This is a genomic window from Blastococcus sp. SYSU D00669 (genome assembly GCF_054050715.1).
Genome location: NZ_JBJGZV010000043.1, coordinates 1 through 15,393, shown reverse-complemented (window position 1 = coordinate 15,393; position 15,393 = coordinate 1). Strand labels below are relative to the sequence as shown.

The following is a 15,393-nucleotide window of genomic DNA, read 5'->3' as shown; positions in this document are numbered from 1 at the left end:
GTGGATCCCTTTCGGAACGGACCGGCGACCGTGCCGGTTCGAGAACGGTGGAACCTCGGGCGCCGCCGTGGATCGGGTGGCGGCGGTCACCGTGATGGCAACCACATACTTCTGCCTGTAATCGGAGGAAGTCAACGGGCCGGGAACCTAACAGTGCTGATGGTCGGCATCAGCCCGAGTGATGGCCGTCTCACCAGCCCTTTCGCGTCCCGTGGCGGCCCCGCGATCACCGGACTGGGCAGTCCGCATCGCCGTCGCCGGACGCCGACCGGTCACGTGGCGGCGTCCGGGGGTAGGGCGGCGACCTCCGGGTGCCCGGCCGGCGTCGAGTGGGGCAGCCAGTGCGCCAGCCGCTCGGGGGCGAACACCGCGTCGAGCACGAGGTGCACCGCGCCGGCCAGGCCGGCGGCCCCGCCGAGGGCCGAGGGCTCGATGCGCAGGGTGCGGGTCGCCAGCGGCAGGGAGCGCCGGTAGACCGACTCACGGACGGCGGCGAGCACGTGGTCACCGGCGTGCGCCACCCCGCCGCCCAGCACGACCAGACCCGGGTTGTAGAAGCTGACCAGCGTGGCGAGGGTCGCCCCGACCAGCCGTCCGGCCCGGGCGAGCATCGTGCGGGCGGCCGGGTCGCCGCGGTCGGCGGCCCGGGTGACGTCGGCCGCGGTGAGCGTCCCGGTCGCGGCGAGGACCTCGGCCATGGCCGGGCTGCCGCCCGACTCGGCGAGCCGCCGACCGTCGCGGGCCAGCGCCGCGCCCCCGGCGACCGCCTCGAGGCACCCCACGTTGCCGCAGCGGCAGACGACGTTCTCGGCCTCGGCGACCGCGACGTGCCCGATGTCGCCGGCGCACCCGTTGACCCCGCGGTGCAGGCGCCCTCCGGAGACCAGGCCCGCGCCGATGCCGGTGCCGATCTTCACGTAGAGGACGTCGCCGGTCTCGGCGGCCACCGGGTTGGTGCGCAGCTCGCCGAGGGCGAGCAGGTTCACGTCGTTGTCCACCCACACCGGGGCGGCGAACCGGCCGGCGAGCCGCTCGCGGATCGGGTAGCCGTCCCAGCCCGGCATGATGGGCGGCGCGACCGGCAGGCCGGTGGCGAACTCGACCGGTCCCGGGACGCCGACGCCGACGCCCCACAGGGGCACCGGCTCCGGCAGGCCGGCCAGCAGCGCCTCGACGAGCTCCTCGACCCGGCCCAGGACGACGTCGGGCCCGTCGGCGATGTCGACCGGCTCGTCGACGCGGGTCAGCACGGTGCCGGCGAGGTCGGCGAGGCCGACCACCATGCCGGTGGCGCCGATGTCGGCGCCGGCCACCACCCCCGCCTCGGTGCGCAGCCGCAGGCGGCGCGGTGCCCGGCCCCCGGTCGACGGCCCCAGGCCGTCCTGGGCGACGAGGCCGGCGGCCTCCAGCTCGGCCACCCGCTGGGCGACCACGCTGCGCCCGAGGCCGACCCGCTGGACGAGCTGCGGTTGGGTGATCCCGGCACGGCTGCGGACGGCGTCGAGCACCGCGACCAGCCCGTCGATGCGCTCAGCGGGCATCGCGCCGCTCCGGTGGGACGGCGGTGGGCGCGCTCACACTTCCGAGACTAGCGGCTTCTGCCGACCGCCGACAGAAGTTGCCGCAAGTTGCGTCAGAAGTCAGGCGGAGAGGCTTGGCTCCCCCGCGGGTGGGCTGTCCAGCAGCGCGGGCAGGTGGTCGCGGGAGAAGAGCTCGTCGATCGCGAACTGGACCGCGCCGGTGACGCCCGCGATGTCCTGGTCGACGGCGGACGGCTCGATGCGCAGGTCGCGGGTCGCCGCCGGCAGCGAGCGGCGGTAGATCTCCTCGCGGATCGCCGCCAGCACGTGCGCCCGCGCCCGGGCGATGCCGCCACCGACGATGACCAGGTCGGGGTTGAACACGTTGACCAGGGTGGCCAGGCTGCCGCCGAGGACGGCCGCCGACCGGTTGAGCAGGGCCCGCGACGCGGGATCCCCCTTCTCTGCCGCCTGGGTGACGTCGATCGGCCGGATGGTGCCGGTCTCCGCGAGCACCGCGGCCAGGGCCGGGCTCTGGCGGGTCTGCGCCAGCAGCCGCCCGTCGCGCGTGAGGGCCCCGCCGCCGGCGACGGCCTCGAGGCAGCCGATCTTGCCGCAGCGGCAGACGACCTCGCCGGCCTCGGGCACGGGCACGTGGCCGATGGCGCCGGCCAGGCCGTGCGCGCCGCGGTAGATCCGGCCGTCCACCACGACGGCCGCCCCGATGGCGTGGCCGCCGCCCAGGTAGACCATGTGCTCCGAGGCGGCGGCGACCGGGTTGACCCGGCGCTCGCCGAGGGCGCTGAGGTTGACCCGGTTGTCCAGCCAGACCGGCGCCGACCAGCGCGCGGTCAGCCGGTCGCGCGTCGGGTACTTCGTCCACTCCGGCATGGTCGGCAGCGTGGCGGGCTCACCGCTGGCGTAGGCGACCGGTCCGGGCATGCCGACGCCCACGGACCACAGGCTGCCCGCCGAGCCGGTCTCCTCCAGGAGCGTGTCGGCCAGGCGCTCCACGTGGGGGACGACGACCTCTGGCCCGTCGGCGATGTCGATCTCCTCCTGCCGCGTGGTCAGCAGGTTGCCGGCCAGGTCGGCCACGCCCACGACGAGCTCGTTGGTGGCGATGTCCACGCCGAGGACGCGCCCCGCCTCCTTGCGCAGCCGCAGCCGGCGCGGCGCCCGGCCCCCGGTGGACGGGCCGAGCCCGTCGGAGGCGACGAGGCCCGCCGCCTCCAGTTCGCCGACCCGCTGGGCCACCACGCTGCGGCCGAGGCCGACCCGCTCGACGAGCACGGGCTGGGTGATGCCCTCGTCGGCGCGGACGGCGTCGAGCACGGCGGCCAGCCCGGTGAACCGCTCACTCGGCATGGAGGAACCTCACAGGCCGATTGTCCTGGACTCGCGGCGCCGGGCAAGGGCCGGTCACCCCGCGGAGCGGTGCACCCGCCGGTCGACCACGACGTCCACGACCGCCAGGAGGAACGCGGCCATCACGAACGCACCCGCCACGAGCAGGCCGTGCACGAACGCGTCGGCGAAGTCGCCGCGGGTGGCGGCCACCCGGGCGAAGAAGACCGAGCCCACGGCCGCGATGCCGACGGCCGCCCCGATCCGCTGCCCGACCTGGAGCAGGCCGCCGGCCGTGCCGGCGCGCTCCACCGGCACCTGCGACAGGGTCAGCGCCTGGTTCGGCGAGATCACCAGGCCGGCGCCGAGGCCGCCGACGAGCAGCGGGGCGAGGGTGGCCCAGCCGGTGCCGTCCTCCGGGACGAGGTGGACGGCGAGCAGCGCGCCGGCGAAGCCGACGGCGACGAGCAGCAGCCCGGCCGCGACGAGGACACGGCCGAACCGGTGCACGACCCGGCCGCCGAGCGCCGCGGTCAGCGCCGACCCGACGGCGAACGGCGTGATCGCCAGGCCGGCCTGCAGGGCGCTGTAGCCCAGCCCGGTCTGCAGGTAGAGCGTGAAGACGAAGAACAGCGGCGTGAAGCCGGCGAAGAACAGCGAGACCATCGACAGGCCGAAGGAGTACGACCGCAGCCGGAACAGCGCCAGCTCGACCAGCGGCTCCTTGCCGCGCCGCGTGTACCGGACCTCCCAGAGCACGAACGCGGCCAGGAGCGCGACCGCGACCGGGACGAGCAGCCACGTGGCGGAGCCCTCCCACTGCCGCTCCTGCACCAGGGGCAGGAGCAGCGCGACGATCCCGGCGCCGAGGAGCACGACGCCGAGCGGGTCGTAGTCGTGCCGCTGCCGCTCCCCCGGCTCGGGCCTCGGCAGCAGCCGCCAGGCGAGCGGGATGGCGGCCAGGCCGATCGGCAGGTTGATGAAGAACACCCAGCGCCAGCCGTGGTCGGTGCCGGACGCGGCGATCAGCACGCCGCCGAGCAGCGGCCCGACGGCGGTGGAGACACCGACGACGGTGCCGAACAGGCCGAACGCCGTCCCGCGCTCGCGGCCGCTGAACAGCTGCTGGATCAGCGCGCTGATCTGCGGGGTGAGCAGGCCGCCGGCCAGGCCCTGCGCCAGCCGGGCGACCACGAGGAACAGGCTGCTCGGCGCCAGCCCGCAGGCCAGCGAGGCCAGGCTGAACAGGGCGAGGGCCGCCACGAACACCGTGCGCCGGCCGCGGACGTCGCCGATGCGCCCGGCCGGCACGAGCAGCAGGCCGAAGGTGAGCGCGTAGCCGGAGACGACCCACTGCAGCTCGCTCTCCGACGCCTGCAGGCCCTCCCGGATCGACGGCAGCGCCACGTTGACGATCGAGACGTCGAGCAGCACCATGAACCCGCCGACCAGGCAGACGGCGAGGGCCCTCCACCGCCGCGGCTCCGGCTGCTGCTCCTGCCGGGCCTCCGGCTGCTCCTGCGTACGCGTCACCGGCGGCGGCTACCCGGCGGTTGTGCCGCGCAACCGAGGGTCGGCGCGCCATGCTGGTGGCGTGGACGACAGCGCGGCGCCCCGGGTGGTCCTCGTGCACGGCCTCTGGCACGGCGCCTGGTGCTGGGACGCCGTCCGTGCCGCCCTCGACCGGCGCGGGGTGGACAGCGTGGCCGTCGAGCTGCCGCTGACCGACCTGGCCGCCGACGTGCGGGCGACCCGCGACGCGCTGGACGTCGCCGGCCGGCCGGTGGTGCTGGTCGGGCACTCCTACGGCGGTGCCGTGATCACCGCCGCCGGGGTGCACCCGTCGGTGCGCGAACTGGTCTACCTGGCCGCGTTCCAGCTCGACGAGGGCGAGTCGGTCACCCGGTCCGCGGCGTTCGGCGGGCTGCCCGACACCCGCCTGGGCGAGGCGATGCGGGTGGACGGCGACCAGGTCACCCTCGACCCCGACCTCGGTGTGCGGCTGCTCTACGGCGACGCCCCGCCGGACGTCGCCGCCCGGCTGCGGCCCGTGGGTCGCAGCGTCTTCCGCGGTGTGCCGGACGCGATCGCCTGGCGGACGGCGCCGTCGACCTACGTCGTCTGCAGCGGAGACGAGGCGGTGCACCCCGAGCGGCAGCGGGCGATGGCGCGGCGCGCGACGCGCACCGCGGAGTGGGCGTGCGGGCACAGCCCGGCCGCGACGCAGCCCGACGCCGTTGCCGACCTGGTCGCGGAGCGCGTCTACGCCCGGCCCAGCAGGTAGCGCACCGCGGTCTCGCCCAGGTCGGCGACGAACTCGTCGTCGTCCACCGGTGCGGGCGTGGCGAACCCCGGCCCGTACGCCACGCGGATGATCGACGTCGCGAACACCGTCCCGAACACCGACCGGACGGCGGCCTCCGGGTCGTCGTGCCGGATCGCCTCCCGGGCGCCGAGCACGACGCGGGCGAAGCCCTCCCCCAGTTCCTGGCTGTAGCGGGAGCCCCGCCGCCGCACCTCGGGGTGGGCGGCGGAGATCAGGACGACGGACCGCAGGAACCGCTGGTGCCGGAAGGTGATCCCGACCATCTCCGCCACCGCCCCGCGGACCAGGTCGGCGGGCGGGAACCCGGCCCACCGGCCCTCGTCGGCGAAGACGTCCTGCTCGGCCCGCAGCCGGGCGATGCCGTGCTCGTAGACGGCGAGGAAGAGCGCGTCCTTGCTCGACGTGCGGGCGTAGATCGCCGTCGGCGCGACCCGGGCGCGGTCGCAGACCGCCGCGATGGTGAAGGCGTCGTGGCCACCGTCCTCCAGCACCGCCACACCCGCGTCGAGCACGCGGTGCCACGCCTCGCGGCTGCGCCGCTGCTTCGGCGGGCGCACCTCCAGGTCGGCGTCCACGGCCCCATCCTCCCCGACGCGCCTGGACAGAACAGTGACGACCGCTACAGTCCTGGGTAACTGTAGTGCCCGCTACGATTCTGGACGACCGCGCCGAGGTGCTCCGTGACCCCTCCCTCACCCTCCCCTCGTGGCCGCGTCGCCGTCCTCGGCGCCGGTCCGGCCGGCATGGCCGCCGCGCTCGGCGCGCTCGGGGCCGGACACGACGTCGTGGTCTACGAGCGCTACCGGGAGGCCCGGCCGGCGGGCAACATCCTCAACCTGTGGCCACCGCCGCTGAAGGCGCTGCGCGCGCTCGGGGTGGACACTCACGACCTCGGCGCACCCACGCACTCGGAGTTCCGCAACGCACGCGGCCGCGTGCGCGTCGACGTCAAGCTGGACGAGGACGTCCAGCAGGCGTTCGGCGGCGGGTTCATCGGGCTGCTGCGACCGGAGCTCTACGAGCGGATGCTGGCCGCCATCCCCGACGGCGTCATCCGCTTCGACGCGCGGGTCGACCGGATCGAGCAGGACGACCGCGCGGTGACGCTGCACTTCGCCGACGGCTCGACCGCCGAGCACGACGTCCTGGTCGGCGCCGACGGCATCGACTCCCTCGTCCGCCGCACCCTCTGGGGCGACGCCCCCAAGCGCGAGCACCGGCTGCACATCTTCGGCGGCTTCACCTTCGCCGAGGTCGACGGCACCGTCCCGAACAAGTGCGTCCTCCAGCACAGCCGGACGACCCAGGGCAGCTGGACGTCGATCCGGCACAAGGGCCGCGACGGTCACCAGTGGTGGGTGCTCACCGCCACCGACCCCGACGCCCCTGCGCCGGCCGACCTCAAGGCGGCCGCCGCCGCGCTGGGCATGGAGTTCCAGGCCCCGCTGCCGGGGCTGATCGACGCGACCCGGCCGGAGGACGTGCAGCGCTGGGTGCTGCGCGACCGGCCGGCGCTGAAGCAGTGGTCGAAGGGGCGGGCCACCCTGGTCGGCGACGCCGCCCACCCGACGTCCCCGTACGCCGCGTACGGCGCCGGCATGTCGATCGAGGACGGCTACTTCCTCGGTGTCGCGCTGCGCGGGGTCGACCTCACCGACGCCGCCGCCGTCGCGCGGGCGCTGCAGTCCTACGAGGAGCCGCGCAAGCCGCACACCGCCACGCAGGTGCAGATGGCCTGGGTGCTCGGCAAGGTCTTCCACCACGCCCCCGCGCCGTTGCGGCCGCTGCGCGACTTCGTCTTCGACCACACGCCGTTCCTCCAGAAGGTCGCCGGCGACTCCAACCCCCGCGAGATCAACGAGCAGCTCGCCCTGATCGAGGGCTGACGCCGTCCGCGGGAGAAGTTTTTCCGGGCCCCTGCGCGTCGCCTGCCGTGCCGCGGTGACCAGCGCGGACCCCGCAGCACGCCGGCGCCCGACCCCCCCGATCCGGCCGGATCCGTCTGCCGCCGAGTGGTCGCGGGTCCGGCACGGTCCTACGGTTCGGACGTCCGGTCGGTCGCTCATCCCCGCCGGGGAGTCCGACCGGGTGCCGCCGAGTCACGTCCGCCACGGTGGGCGCGAGCCGGGGACCCACCGCACCAGTGGGGTGAATCCCACCCGCCGGGCCCAGCCCGGACCGGGTGGGTAGGGCGCATCCCCGCCCGAACCCGTCAGCTAACCCGGTAGGCGGCCACGGGAAGAACGGAGAACCACCCCACGGTGCGCCCACGGGCCCCTTCCGCGCCCGCGAGCACCCCTTCCTGCGGTTCCTCGCAGCGCACCTGAGCCGGCACGAACTCCGCACGGCGCCCTCCTCCAGGCCAGCCCGGCCTCCGACCGGACCGCACGGCCACTTCCGGCCGCTCGGCGCTCCGGTGGGTGCCGTGCGCCCACGTGGGCCGCACCGCGGCCCGGTACCAGGAGCACATCTCCATGCACCTCAGCACCGACCCCACCACCCGATCCGCCCGCCGCCAGGCCAGGGGCCCCCACGGCGCGGCGCCCCGGCGCCGGACGGTCCGCGGCCTCGCTGTCTGCACCCTCGCCCTGTCCTTCACCCTGGCAGGACCGGCGGTCGCCCAGGCCGGCGACCGCTGGGACCGCTCCGGCGGCGACGGCGACTGGAACCGCTGGTCGCAGAGCTGGTCCGGCCACTGGTCCGGGGGCGGGTCCGGGTCGGCCGCGCCCGCGCCGGCGGCACCGGCCCCGGCGGCGCCCGCCCCCGCGGCGCCGGCACCGGCCGCACCGGCGCCGGCCGCACCGGCTCCGGCCGCACCGGCTCCGGTGCCCGCGCCGTCCGGCTTCGCGCCGGCCGCCCTGTCCGGCGCGCCGACCGGCAGCTCCACCGCCTACAGCGCCTGGGCCGCGCACGTGCGTCCCGTGATCGCCGAGGTCGTGCAGCAGTGCGGGGTGTCCACCGTCCTGACCCGTCCCGGCCACTCGCCCACCCAGGCGCTGGCCGCCGACTTCATGGTCTACAGCGACCGGGCCAAGGGCGACGCGGTGGCGGCGTACGTGATCGCCAACGCCGCCCGGATGAACGTCGAGTACGTGATCTGGCAGCAGCGGATCCACCTCATCGGCGGCTCCGGGTGGCAGGCCATGGCCGACCGCGGCTCGCCCACCGCCAACCACATGGACCACGTCCACGTCGCCTTCCGGCCGTGACCTGACGAGGGAGGCCTGACGAGAAGGCACTCCGTGCACGGGCGCGCGGCGTGTGCGCGCGTGTCCCGTGCACGGAGTGCCTTCTCGACGAGACGGGCGACCTGCTGGTCGGGAGGACCCAGGGGGCACTACACGGCCCCGGCGCGGGGGCTTCACGGCCACGCCGGGGCCGGTTCGACCCCTGGACTGCCCGCTACCCTGCGTGTCGAAACGCTGCGTGCAGCGTGTCGGCGACGTTTGGCGGGCGGGGCGCACCCGAGAGCACGCCCCGGGGCCCCGCCCGCCGTCAGCATGCGACAGCCGGATCCGTTCCGCAACAGATGTCTAGGACGTCTGGCGGACCGCCGTCAGTCCGCGGACCTCGGCGTACCGCTCGCGCACGAACGGCACGGGGTCGGCCTCGTGCACCTCGGTGCCCGGTGCGGGCCACCGGGGTGGGGTGCTCCCGCCGGCGAGCACCCAGGCCGCCTGCCGGGCAGCGCCGTCGGCGACGTATTCCGACGCCGGCGGGACCAGCACCGGCACACCGAGGACGGCGGGGGCGATCCGGCGCACCGCCTCCGACTGCGCGCCGCCGCCCACGAGGAACACCCGGCGCACCGGCGTGCCCCCCGCCGCGACGGCGTCGAGCCCGTCGGCCAGCCCGCAGAGCAGCCCCTCCACCGCCGCCCGCGCGAGGTGCGCCCGGTCGGCGGTGGCCTGGGTGAGCCCATGCAGCGCGCCGGTGGCGTCGGGCCGGTTCGGCGTCCGCTCCCCCTCCAGGTACGGCACCAGCACCAGCCCGCCGGCCCCGGCGGGCGCGGACAGCGCCAGCCGGGACAGCTCGCCGTGGTCGACCCCGAGCAGCCGGGCGGTCGCGTCGAGCACCTGGGCCGCGTTCAGCGTGGCGATCAGCGGCAGGAAGTGGCCGGTCGCGTCGGCGAAGCCGGCCACCGTGCCGCTGGGGTCGGCCACCGGCTCGGTGGTCACCATGTCGACGACGCCGGAGGTGCCGATCGAGCAGACGACGTCGCCCGGCTCGGCGGCCAGGCCCAGCGCGGCCGCGGCGTTGTCCCCGGACCCGGGTCCGAGCGCCGCACCGCCGGTCGCCGTCGTCCCGGCGCGCTCGGCCGGGCCGAGCACCCGCGGCACCACGGCGCCGTGCCCGAGACCGCGCTCGAGCAGGTCGGGCCGGTACTCCCCCGTCGCCGCCGACCAGTACCCCGTGCCGCTGGCGTCGCCGCGGTCGGTGACCAGCCCGTCGAGGCCCGGCTTGCCGGCCAGCAGCCAGGTGAGCCAGTCGTGCGGCAGGCAGACCGCCGCGGTCCGGGCGGCGTTCTCCGGCTCGTGCTCGGCCATCCACCGCAGCTTGGTCACGGTGAACGAGGCCACCGGGACCAGCCCGACGGCGTCGGCCCACGCCGCCGCGCCGCCGAGCTCGGCGGTCAGGTCGAGCGCGGCCTGCGCCGAGCGGGTGTCGTTCCACAGCAGCGCCGGGCGGACCACCTCGCCGTCCTCGTCGAGGCAGACCATGCCGTGCTGCTGGCCGCCCACGGCGATCGCCGCGACGTCGTCGAGGCCACCGGCGTCCGCGAGCGCCGCGAGGAGCGCGCCCTCCCACGCCGCCGGGTGCACCTCGGTGCCCGGCGGGTGGGGGGCGCGCCCCTCGCGGACCAGCGCGCCGGTCTCCGCGTCGCGGACGACGACCTTGCACGCCTGGGTCGACGAGTCGACCCCCGCGACCAGCATCAGCGCGCGCCGGTCAGGTGCTCCACCGCCAGCTGCGACAGGCGGACCGCGCCGGCGCCCCGCGCGGCTGCGGCGTCGACGTCGAAGTCCTCGAAGGCGGAGCGGTCGGCCAGCAGGTCCTCGTAGGTCTCGCCCGCGCCCAGGGTCGGCTGCGCGAGCTCGGGCACGCGGGCGGCCTCGAGCGCCTCCTGCACCTCCGGGTCGGCGCGGAAGGCCGCCGCGCGCTCCTTGAGGATCAGGTAGGTGCGCATGTTGGCCGCCGCCGACCGCCACACGCCGTCGAGGTCCTCGGTGCGCAGCGGCTTGTAGTCGAAGTGCCGCGGGCCGTCGTAGCCGCTGTTCTCGAGGAGGTCGACGGTGGCGAAGGCCGAGAGCAGGTCGCCGTGGCCGAACACCAGGTCCTGGTCGTACTTGATGCCGTGCTGGCCGTTGAGGTCGATGTGGAAGAGCTTGCCCTGCCAGAGCGCCTGGGCGATGCCGTGCGTGTAGTTCAGACCGGCCATCTGCTCGTGCCCGACCTCGGGGTTGAGGCCCACCAGGTCGGCGTGCTCGAGGGTGGAGATGAAGCCCAGCGCGTGGCCGATGGTGGGCAGGAAGATGTCGCCGCGCGGCTCGTTCGGCTTGGGCTCCAGGGCGAAGCGCAGCCCGTAGCCGCGGTCGATCGAGTACTGGGCCAGGGTGTCGATGCCCTCGCGGTAGCGGTCCAGCGCCGCCCGCAGGTCCTTGGCGCTGTCGACCTCGGCGCCCTCCCGGCCGCCCCACAGCACGTAGACCTGCGCGCCCAGCTCGGCGGCGAGGTCCATGTTGCGCATGACCTTGCGCAGCGCGTAGCGGCGGATGTCGCGGTCGTTGGCGGTGAGCGCGCCCTCCTTGAACACCGGGTGGGTGAACAGGTTGGTCGTCGCCATCGGGACGACGATGCCGGTCTCCTCGAGCGCGGCCTTGAAGCGCTCGATGGTCTTGGCGCGCTCCGAGTCGTCGGAGCCGAACGGGATCAGGTCGTCGTCGTGGAACGTCACGCCGAAGGCGCCGAGCTCGGCGAGCTTGTGCACGGTCTCCACCGGGTCGATCGCCGGGCGGGTGGCGTCGCCGAACGGGTCGCGCGCCTGCCAGCCGACGGTCCAGAGGCCGAAGGAGAACTTGTCGTCACGGGTGGGGGTGGTCATCGCGGGATCTCTCCTCCGAGCGGGCGAGCGGTTTTGTTTCACGCTGGAACATAATCCACGTCACAGCTAGTCTCAAGTGCGTGACGGAGCAGACGTCGCGCCGAGCCTCCCCGTGGTCGTCGCCGCGCACGGCGAACCTCGGCGTCGTCCTGCGCACCGTCTGCGCCGCACCTGGTCCGCTGTCCCGTGCGGCCGTCGCCGCGGCCACCGGGATGACCCGCGCGACCGCCGCGCGGCTGGTCGACGAGCTGCTCGCCGGGGGCCTGCTCGACGAGGGCGAGCGCATCGCCCCGGTCTCCCGGGGCCGCCCGGCGACCCCGCTGCTGCCCGGCTCGTCGTGGGCCGCGCTCGGGCTGCAGGTCGATGCCGGCCTGCTGGCGGCCCGGGTGGTCGACCTGCGCGGCCGGGTGGTCGCCGAGCGGGTGGAGGACGGCGACTTCGTGGGCAGCGACCCGGTGGCGACGCTGACCCGGCTGGGCGCGCTGACCACCGGCCTGCTCGCCAGGTCCTCTGCCGGGCTGCGGCTGGTGGGGGCCGGGCTCGCCCTGCCGGGCATCGTCGACGCCGACGTCGGCGTGCTGCTGCGGGCGCCGAACCTCGGCTGGTCCGACCTGCGGCCGGCAGAGGTGCTCGACCTGCCCGCCGACCTCGTCCCGGTGCTCGGCAACGAGGCCGACCTGGCCGCGCGCACGGTCGCGGAGTCGGCGCCCGGCCGCGCCGGCGCGCACCGCGACTTCGTCTACCTCTCGGGGCAGATCGGCATCGGTGGCGCGGCGGTGCTGGGCGGGCAGGTCATGGCCGGCACGTCGGGCTGGGCCGGGGAGATGGGGCACGTCTGCGTCGACCCCGACGGCCCGGCGTGCCGGTGCGGCTCGACCGGGTGCCTCGAGCAGTACGCCGGCCGGTCGGCGCTGCTGGCGGCTGCGGGGCTGCCCCGCGACGCCGAGCCCGGCGACCTCCTCGACCGGGCCGCCGACGGCGACCCCGCGGTCCGCCGCGCGGTCGACGACGCCGCGCGGGCACTGGGTGTCGCGCTGGCCGGCGTGGTCAACGTGCTCGACATCCCGACCGTCGTCCTGGGCGGGCACCTCGGCGAGCTGGGCGAGCTGCTCTGCCCCCGGCTGGAGGAGCACCTCGCCCGGCGGGTGCTCTCCGCCCGCTGGCGCCGTCCCCGGGTCGACGCCGTGGTGGCCGCACCCGCCGCCGGTGCGACGGGCGCCGCGCTGCGCGCGCTGGGCGACGTCGTCGCCGATCCAGCCGCCTGGTTGACCTGAGCTCCGGTTCCGCCGCCGCGCGCCGGGGCACCTGGCGACGGTGTTCTTCCTCTTCTCCAGCCGCCTGGGCTGTCTCGGCTCGCTGGTCGTCTCCGCCCTGCTGACCCTCGTGCTCCTGCTCGCCTTCGACGTGATCTGACCGCGCCGGCCGGCCGTGTCGACAGGTCGACATGTCGCCGTCGACCGGACCACATGTCGGCTCGCGGGCTTGCCGTGAAGCCGACTTGTCGCCCCCGGGGCTCACCCCGGGCTGCCCGGGGTGTTCTCCGCGCACCGGCTCAGGTCGGTCGACGGCGCACCTGATAGCGCAGGTGGAGCACCCGGTTGCCCTGGATCACCACGTCGGGACCCTCCAGCAGGTGCTGCGCGCCGACCGACCCGAAGTAGCGCTTGCCGGACCCGAACACGACGGGTGCGACGTCCATGCGCACCTCGTCGACCAGGCCCGCGGCGAGCACCTGTCCACCGACGTCGCCGGCGGCGACCTCGACGATGCGGTCCCCCGCGAGCTCCTGCGCCTTGGCCACGGCCGCCTCGACGCCGTCGACGAAGTGGAACGGCGCCTCGGGGTCCCAGCCCTCGGGCTTCGGCCGGTGCGTCACGACGACCACGTGGTCGATCCCGCCCGGAGGCTGCCCGTCCCAGCCGTCCGCCATGTCGAAGACGTGGCGGCCGGCGATCGTCGCCCCGATCTGGTCCCAGTAGGGCCGGGTGTAGTCGTAGGACGTCTGCGACACCTTCACCGCCCCGCTCTCGTCCAACGGGACGTCACCGCTGGACAACCAGTCGAACAGCGGTCCGGGCTGGTCGTTCTCGTCCGCGATGAAACCGTCCACCGACACCGAGGCGTACATGACCACCTTGCCCACGGGGCCCTCCTCTGCTCGGGGTGCCGTCACGATAGGCATGTCGTGAACTGCCGCTCCTGTCAGGAACCAGCGGCCGGCAGGGGCGGACCGTCCAGCGCGTGGCCGGGATGCTCGCGCAGGAACCGCCGCCGGACGTCGACGTACCGGACCGGAGTCAGCCCGGTGCCCGCACGTGGAGCACCGGAGGCCACCCTGTGTCCCGGAGCGGCCCACCAGGGGACCCGTTCGACGACCCGGGCCCGGCTGCTGCGCTCAGGAGTAGCTGAACAGCCGGGCGAGGTGCTCAGCGACGCTCAGGTACTCCTGCTGGGTGTGCAGCGCGCGCGGCACGTCACCGCCGGCGACCGCATCGGTGTCGATCAGCTCGTCGATCTGCCTGGCACGGTGACGGCAGGCGTTGATGATGAGATAGGCCATCTCGTCGCTGATGGACACTTCGCGCGTCATCGTCCCCCCACGCGGCGGGCGTGTCGTACACCCAGCAGGGCGCATGGAGCCGGTTCCGTCACGGCGGGGAGGGGGTGAGCGGCCAGCGCCCTGCCCGAGCGTCAGCCGGCCCTGGCCGTGTACCGGCACCGGCCGCGTCGATGGAGGAGATCGCCGCCGCCGCGGGCATCAGCCGGGCCACCCTGTTCCGGCGTTGTCCGAACCGACAGGTGCTGGTGTCAGCGGTGGCGCGCGCGGCGGCCGAGGCCTACGTCGCCGCCACCGACGGCGTCCGCCTCGGACTGCTCGCCGCGCGAGACGTCGAACGACTCGTGACCGAGACGGTCCTGAGCCCGGTGAGACGGCCGAACACACAGCGCTGACCGGTCGAGCCCTACCTGTCGCACCACCCGACCTGGAACCCGCAACGGCCTCACCAGTCGCCCCGAGCGGCCCACTGGCAGACGGAAGAAGCGGACCAGGACCAACGGTTTGCGCTCTTCTTGCGGATTCGTGGAGATGGCCGTGCGGTCGGGTCGCCAAGGTCGTCGCTGTCAGTAGGCGAACCTGCCGCGGCGATCCAGACCGGAGCACCCTTCAGATGAGCAGCAACCGCACTCGGAACACGGCCCGGAAGGTCCTGAGCTCGCTGGCGGCCGTGGGGGTCGCAGCCGCCGTCGCGGGGTTGGGCACCTTCGGCACCTTCACCGACAGCACTTCGGTGGACACCACCGTGCAGGCCGGAACGCTGTCGATCGACCTGGGCGCCCCCGGCGGCATCCCGCACACCATCCCGGTGAGCACCAGCGGCTTCATGCCCGGGGACTCGCTCACCCGGGCGATCACCCTGGAGAACGACGGCAACGTGACGCTCTCCTCGGTGAACCTCGCCACCACCACAGCCGGGTCGGCGAACGCCCTGACGACCGACCGGGTCAACGGTCTGCAGCTGACCCTGCAGCAGTGCTCGCGCGCCTGGACCAGAGGCGGGACCACCGAGTTGCCGGCCTACACCTGCGGCGGCACGCAGCAGACCCTGTACGCCGGACCGGTGATCAGCACGGCCGCGCTGCCCGTCGCGCAGTCCTTGAGCCCCGGCGGCGAGGACAACATGATCTTCACCCTCTCGCTGCCGACCACGGCCGGGAACGAGATGCAGGGACTGACCGCCACGCTGAACCTCGGGTTCACCGCCGTGCAGGCCGCCGGCACGGCACGCTGAACCGGCCCACGCGCCGTGGCGCCGCCCTACGGGTATGCCGGCCGGCGGTCCACGCCCACCAGGGACACAGCGGTTCGCCAGCCTGAACGGCGCGCACCGTTCGGGCGTCCCCGCACCGTTCCAAGGCCGCCTGATCCGAAAATCCCCTGGTGCTGGGTCAGGCGGCGGGGTTGAGGGTGACGCTGTAGCCGAGCGCTTGTAGCTCGCGGACGTGCTGGCGGACCTTGCGCTCGGGGTTGGTGCGGGCCGCGTAGAAGTCCGAGCCGAGGTCGACGAACTGCGCCTGCTCGTCGGAGAGCAATGCCC

The 15,393-nt window shown here is 74.9% G+C and carries 14 protein-coding genes and 1 riboswitch; of the genes, 6 read left to right on the top strand and 8 right to left on the bottom strand.

Annotation, left to right across the window (positions count from 1 at the left end; genetic code table 11):
- Window positions 1-272 precede the first annotated feature (272 nt).
- The 3 genes from ACI8AF_RS23010 to ACI8AF_RS23000 form a co-directional block, all read right to left on the bottom strand.
- The gene (locus tag ACI8AF_RS23010) at window positions 273-1,541 is read right to left on the bottom strand and encodes an ROK family transcriptional regulator (RefSeq protein WP_456542089.1); all 1,269 of its coding nucleotides are present in this window, start codon (window positions 1,539-1,541) and stop codon (window positions 273-275) included.
- 99 nt (window positions 1,542-1,640) lie between these two features.
- Window positions 1,641-2,888: an ROK family transcriptional regulator gene (locus ACI8AF_RS23005; protein WP_456542088.1), complete on the bottom strand. Its 1,248-nt coding sequence runs from the start codon at window positions 2,886-2,888 to the stop codon at window positions 1,641-1,643.
- Window positions 2,889-2,942: 54 nt separating this feature from the next.
- The gene (locus tag ACI8AF_RS23000) at window positions 2,943-4,400 is read right to left on the bottom strand and encodes an MFS transporter (RefSeq protein ID WP_456542087.1); all 1,458 of its coding nucleotides are present in this window, start codon (window positions 4,398-4,400) and stop codon (window positions 2,943-2,945) included.
- Between the two features lie 61 nt (window positions 4,401-4,461).
- On the opposite strand from ACI8AF_RS23000, the gene ACI8AF_RS22995 reads away from it, so the two are divergent.
- The gene (locus tag ACI8AF_RS22995) at window positions 4,462-5,151 is read left to right on the top strand and encodes an alpha/beta fold hydrolase (protein WP_456542086.1); all 690 of its coding nucleotides are present in this window, start codon (window positions 4,462-4,464) and stop codon (window positions 5,149-5,151) included.
- Here the strand turns inward: ACI8AF_RS22995 and ACI8AF_RS22990 are convergent.
- Window positions 5,130-5,768: a TetR/AcrR family transcriptional regulator gene (locus tag ACI8AF_RS22990; RefSeq protein WP_456542085.1), complete on the bottom strand. Its 639-nt coding sequence runs from the start codon at window positions 5,766-5,768 to the stop codon at window positions 5,130-5,132. The two genes, ACI8AF_RS22995 and ACI8AF_RS22990, sit on opposite strands and share 22 nt — an antisense overlap.
- A 105-nt stretch (window positions 5,769-5,873) precedes the next feature.
- Here ACI8AF_RS22990 and ACI8AF_RS22985 point away from each other — a divergent pair, with 105 nt between their 5' ends.
- Window positions 5,874-7,079 carry an FAD-dependent oxidoreductase gene (locus ACI8AF_RS22985; RefSeq protein WP_456542084.1) on the top strand — a complete coding sequence of 402 codons (1,206 nt, stop codon included), beginning with the start codon at window positions 5,874-5,876 and terminating at the stop codon, window positions 7,077-7,079.
- A gap of 210 nt (window positions 7,080-7,289) precedes the next feature.
- Window positions 7,290-7,439, top strand: a riboswitch (cyclic di-AMP (ydaO/yuaA leader).
- A gap of 189 nt (window positions 7,440-7,628) precedes the next feature.
- Window positions 7,629-8,402, top strand: a complete 774-nt coding sequence (locus ACI8AF_RS22980; RefSeq protein WP_456542083.1) for a hypothetical protein — start codon at window positions 7,629-7,631, stop codon at window positions 8,400-8,402.
- A 324-nt stretch (window positions 8,403-8,726) separates the two neighbouring features.
- Here the strand turns inward: ACI8AF_RS22980 and xylB are convergent, their stop codons facing one another.
- Both xylB and xylA read right to left on the bottom strand, forming a co-directional pair.
- Window positions 8,727-10,130: a xylulokinase gene (gene xylB / locus ACI8AF_RS22975; protein ID WP_456542082.1), complete on the bottom strand. Its 1,404-nt coding sequence runs from the start codon at window positions 10,128-10,130 to the stop codon at window positions 8,727-8,729.
- Entirely contained in the window at window positions 10,130-11,296 is a 1,167-nt protein-coding gene (gene xylA, locus ACI8AF_RS22970) for a xylose isomerase (RefSeq protein WP_456542081.1), read from the bottom strand. The genes xylB and xylA overlap by 1 nt, the downstream gene beginning before the upstream one ends.
- Window positions 11,297-11,376: 80 nt before the next feature.
- Here xylA and ACI8AF_RS22965 point away from each other — a divergent pair, with 80 nt between their 5' ends.
- Entirely contained in the window at window positions 11,377-12,570 is a 1,194-nt protein-coding gene (locus ACI8AF_RS22965; protein ID WP_456542080.1) for an ROK family protein, read from the top strand.
- A 278-nt stretch (window positions 12,571-12,848) separates the two neighbouring features.
- Here ACI8AF_RS22965 and ACI8AF_RS22960 read toward each other — a convergent pair whose 3' ends face one another.
- Window positions 12,849-13,439, bottom strand: a complete 591-nt coding sequence (locus ACI8AF_RS22960; protein ID WP_456542079.1) for a dihydrofolate reductase family protein — start codon at window positions 13,437-13,439, stop codon at window positions 12,849-12,851.
- Window positions 13,440-13,691: 252 nt separating this feature from the next.
- Window positions 13,692-13,874 (bottom strand): hypothetical protein, encoded by a 183-nt coding sequence (locus ACI8AF_RS22955; protein ID WP_456542078.1) that lies wholly within the window; start codon window positions 13,872-13,874, stop codon window positions 13,692-13,694.
- A 152-nt stretch (window positions 13,875-14,026) separates the two neighbouring features.
- On the opposite strand from ACI8AF_RS22955, the gene ACI8AF_RS22950 reads away from it, so the two are divergent.
- The gene (locus ACI8AF_RS22950; RefSeq protein ID WP_456542077.1) at window positions 14,027-14,248 is read left to right on the top strand and encodes a hypothetical protein; all 222 of its coding nucleotides are present in this window, start codon (window positions 14,027-14,029) and stop codon (window positions 14,246-14,248) included.
- A 218-nt stretch (window positions 14,249-14,466) separates the two neighbouring features.
- Window positions 14,467-15,087 (top strand): TasA family protein, encoded by a 621-nt coding sequence (locus tag ACI8AF_RS22945; protein ID WP_456542076.1) that lies wholly within the window; start codon window positions 14,467-14,469, stop codon window positions 15,085-15,087.
- The last annotated feature ends 306 nt before the right edge of the window (window positions 15,088-15,393 follow it).